Origin of the sequence: Chromohalobacter nigrandesensis (genome assembly GCF_023061285.1) — a bacterium.
Lineage (GTDB): Bacteria > Pseudomonadota > Gammaproteobacteria > Pseudomonadales > Halomonadaceae > Chromohalobacter > Chromohalobacter nigrandesensis.
Genome location: NZ_JAKGAM010000026.1, coordinates 1 through 5003 on the forward strand (window position 1 = coordinate 1; position 5003 = coordinate 5003).

Here is a 5003-nt window from a genome sequence, read left to right on the forward strand (position 1 = left end):
TTCCAAGGCTACGCCCACGCGACTCTCGGCACCGATGCCCTGCCCCATCAACCAATGGGCCAGACGGTTGGCGCGGGTGTCGAATTCGGCAAAGCTCAGGCGATCCTCGCCGTTAACCACGGCCAGCGCCTCCGGCCTTTCCTGCGCCTGATCGGCGATCAGGGCGCTGATCGGGCGAGGGTCCACCGAGGGATGATCGACGGTATTCCAGTGCGCCCAGACCGTCTCCTCTTCCTCCGTCAGCAACGGCAGTTCACCCAGTTGAATGCCCGGCTCGCGGCTGAGCACGTCCAGAACGGCCTGCAACTGATAAGCCATCCGTTCTACGGTGGCCGCATCGAAGATATCCGTGGCGAAATCCAGGTAGCCATCAATACGGCCATCCGCGTGTTCCTGCGTGCCCAATACCAGATCGAAGTGGGCGTTTTCCGCCGGGCAGGTCAGCGGCTCGCAGCTCAGGCCATCCATATTGGCCAACGGCCGTTGATCGAAGATCTGATGGTTATAGCTCACCTGAAACAACGGGTTATGACTCAGGCTGCGTTCCGGTTGCAAGGCTTCCACCAACTGCTCGAATGGCAGGTCGGCATGGGCCTGGGCGCCGTGCATTCGTTCACGTACCTGGGCCAACAAGTCGCTGCCGCGGTCGCCCGGCCAGATGTCCGCGCGCAGCACCAGCGTATTGACGAAGAAACCAACCAGTCCTTCCGTGCCCGGCTGATGACGGCCGGAAACCGGGATACCCACCCGCAGGTCATGCTGGCCACTCAGGCGATACAGCAGGGCCTCGAAGCCAGCCAGGACAACCATGAAAAGGGAGACGTGCTGGTCGCTTGCAGTTCGGCGCAACTGCTCGACCAGCGCCGTTGGCAAGTTGAAGGCATGGCGAGCGCCCCGACCATCTCGCTGTGCCGGCCGGGGGCGGTCCGTCGGCAGGTCCAGGGTTGGGTATTCGTCACCAAGCTGCCGCTTCCACCAATCCAGTTGCCGCTCCAGCTCGATACCGGTCAGTTTTTCCCGCTGCCAAAGCGCGTAATCCGCGTACTGGACGGGCAGCGGCTCGAGACCGCTCGACTCACCCGAAGAAGCACTGCAGTAGAAATCAACCAACTCCTCCAGCAGTAGCTGCATCGACCAGCCGTCGGAGATGATGTGGTGCATGCACAGCAGCAATCGCCAGTTCGACGCTTCCACCTGCACTAGAGCGACGCGCCAGGGCGGTGCCGTTTCCAGATCGAAGGGTCGGCGGCTGAACTCACGGAAAAGGTCCGCGAACCCTGCCTCTGAATCAGCGCTGGCACTCAGGTCGTAACGCTCCATAGGCACAGCCGCTGCCTCCACAACCCACTGCTGAGGCAAGCCATCGTCACCGTGACGGAAGCAGGTTCGTAGGGATTCATGACGGTGCGCGAGTTGCGAAAAGGCTTTATCCAGCGCCTCCTCATTCAGGCGACCCTGTAAGCGCAAACCACCCGGCAAGTGGTAAGCGCTGCTCTCCGGTTCCAGTTGCGCCAGGAACCAGAGTCGCTGCTGGGCAAAGGATTGCGGCGCTAGCTGGCCTCGACCATAGGGGCGCAGAGGCGTCACCTCGTCTTCCGATACGGCGTCCAGCAGCCTGGCCAACTCGGCCAGTGAGGCAGACTCGAACAGAGCACTCAAGGGCAAGGTTCGATTCAGGTCTTTCCGGATTCGATGGATCAGGTTCACACCCAACAGGGAATGGCCGCCCAAACCAAAGAAGTTGTCGTGGCGCCCGACCCGATCAATCTCCAACACCTCTTGCCAGAGTTGAGCCAGGGCCTTTTCCATCCCGCCCTGCGGTGCTTCATAATCGGCGGTTTCAACCTCTGGCTCCGGCAGAGCCTTGCGATCCAGCTTGCCGTTGGCGGAGAGCGGGAAGCTTTCCAGCACCACCAGATGCGCGGGCACCATGTAATCTGGCAAAGTCTGTTTCAGAGCAGTGTTCAGGGTGTCGGTGTCGACATTGGAGCCTTGCACGTATCCGATCAGTTGATCATTTCGGGCAATTACCACCGCATCGGTCACCGGGTCGGCATCGCGCAGGACGGCCTCGATCTCACCCAACTCAATGCGCAACCCGCGCAGCTTGATCTGGTGATCCAGGCGGCCCAGGTATTCGAGTGTGCCGTCGTTACACCAACGCGCCAGGTCACCGCTGCGGTAGAGGCGTTCGCCACTGGCAAACGGGCTCGGCACAAACCGCTCCGCCGTCAGATCCGGGCGACCGTGGTAGCCCCGGGCCAGGCCTACGCCACCAATATACAGCTCGCCCGGAACGCCAATCGGCTGCGGGTTCAGGCGGTCATCAAGGATATGGACCTGGAGGTTGCCAATGGGGCGGCCAATCGGGACGGTTGTGGGCTCGTCCTTGCCGCACGCCCAATGGGTCACATCGATCGCGGCTTCCGTTGGACCATACAGGTTATAGAGTCGGGCCCGGGGCAAGCGGCGCAGGGCTTCATCCTGCAGGTCCTTCGGCAGGGCTTCGCCACTGCAGACGATCCGGCGCAGGCTTTCACAGCCGGCCAGATCTTCCTGGGCCAGGAAGGCCGACAGCATGGACGGCACAAAATGCAGCGTGGTGACCGATTCGCGGTCGATCAGATCCACCAGCCTGGCCGGGGCCTTATGATCACCCGGCGGTGCGACGACGAGACGCGCCCCCACCATCAACGGCCAGAAGAACTCCCAGACCGAGACGTCAAAACTGAAGGGCGTTTTCTGCAGAACGGTATCGCCCTCACCCAGTCCATAGGCAGCCTGCATCCACTGCAACCGGTTAAACAGCGCGGCATGGGTATTCGTCACGCCTTTCGGCTTGCCGGTGGAGCCGGAGGTATAGATAACGTAGGCCCGCTGTTCCGGATGGATATCGACATCCGGTACCGAATCCGGTTTCTCCGACACATCAAGCCGATCCAGATTCAGAACGGTTACGTTGCCCAATTCCTGCAGGCGATTCACTACTGCGTCATGAGTTAACAGCAGGTCTATGCCAGCATCAGCCAGCACCTGTTGCTGGCGCACTTCGGGATGCTCGGGATCAATGGGCACATACGCGGCCCCGGCTTTCTGTATGGCGTAGAGCGCCGCCACCATCGCCACGGATCGCTCAGCCGCGACACCGACCAGACTGTTGCCACCAACGCCCAGTCCGACCAATGCATGGGCTAGACGGTTGGCGGCTTGATCGAATTCGGCATAGCTCAGGCACTGGTCACCGAAGACCAGTGCCTCACGATCCGGGTACCGAACAGCATTGCGTTCAAACAACCGATGAACCGGTTCGGGCTGGCCGTAATCCACGGCGGTTGCGTTCCAATCCGTCAGCTGTTCACGGTCCGACTCATCCAGCAGTTCAACGTCACCTACTATCTGCTCTGGCGCGCTCAATATCTGCCCTAGCAGTTTCTCAAAACGGGCGTGGAGGCGCTCAATGGTTACTTCTTCAAACAGGTCGGTGGCGTAGTTCCAATTGCCCGAGAGATGGCCGTCGGTCTCTTCGATGACGTTCAGCGCCATATCAAATTGCGCGCCGGAATCGTCCAGTTCCATGACATCCACGGTCAGCCCCGGCAGCTCGCCCAGGCCACTGTAGTCACGGCGCTGGTAATCGAACGCCACCTGGAACAGCGGGTTGTGGCTCAGGCTCCGTTCCGGTTGCAGGGCCTCCACCAACTGCTCAAACGGCAGATCCTGGTGGCTCTGGGCGTCGATCGCAGCCTGCCGCACGGTCACCAGTACCTGTTCGAAGGACTGGTCCGCACCCAGTTCACAGCGCAGCACCTGGGTATTCACGAAAAAGCCGATCAGGTCTTCGGTTTCCCGGCGATTGCGCCCCGCCACTGGAACGCCGACCCGCAGATCGTCCTGGCCACTGAGGCGATGAAGCAGAACGTTGTAGGCAGCCAGCAGCACCATGAACGGTGTCGCGCCCTGCGCTGCCGCCAGCTCACCAAGACGCTCACTCACGACTTTGCTCAGGTGAAAATGGTGGCGTGCGCCCCGGAAACTCTGCCGTGCCGGTCGGGGCCGATCGGTTGGCAACTCCAGGACCGGCTGCTCGTTACCGAGCTGAGCGCGCCAGTATTCCAACTGCCGCTCGCCCTCACCGCTGGCCAGCCAGTTCCGTTGCCATACCGAGAAGTCCGCATACTGTATTGGCAAAGCAGGAAGAGTCGACACACCCTCAGTCGACGTATCTTCGCCACAGGCAGCGCGGTATAGCGCCACGAAATCACGCATCAGCACCGACACCGACCAGCCGTCGGAAATGGCATGGTGCAGGCAGATCATCAGTCGCCATTCCTGTTCGCCCATGGCCACCAGCCCGACACGCCAGAGAGGCTGCGAGTCCAACCGCAAAGGGCGCGCCATGAAATCCAAGGCGTGGGCGCGGTAAGCAGCCTCCGGATCACCGGACTTGCTGAGATCGGCACGCTCGATCCGGACGGTGGTGGCTGGACCAATGACCTGCCGGGGAATCGTATCTCCATCCGGAGCGGCCACCAGGTGGGTACGCAGCGTTTCGTGTCGATCGGCCAGGTCGTCGAATGCCTGTTGCATCGCACGTTCATCGAGGGAACCGATAAGGCGCAGGAAGCCGGGCAAATTGTAGGCAGTGGTTCCCGGTTCAAGCTGATCCAGGAGCCAGAGACGCTGTTGAGCGAACGACTGCGGCGCATCAGTCAGCCCCAGTGCAGGAATGCCCGGCTGCGCGGGCGCGCCCTCCAGATCGTCCAGCCGGGTTGCCATGTCAGCCAGTTGGGGCGCCTCGAATACCACCCGCAGCGGGAAATCCACACCCCACTCGTGACGCAGGCGCGAGACCAGTTGCGTCGCCAGTAGTGAGTGACCTCCCAGCTCAAAGAAGTGGTCCCTTCGTCCGATTCGATCCTGCTGCAGAAGGTCCTGCCAGATCGCCGCTAGACACTTTTCGCACTCGGTGACCGGGGCTTCGTAATCAGCCTGGCCGATCGCCA

1 protein-coding gene is annotated in these 5003 nt (G+C 61.5%); it reads right to left on the reverse strand.

All coding sequences use genetic code 11. The annotated features are described in order from the left end of the window. Nucleotides 1-5003 (reverse strand): non-ribosomal peptide synthetase (locus L1073_RS16975; protein WP_246901395.1); only part of this gene is annotated, 5003 nt, incomplete at both ends.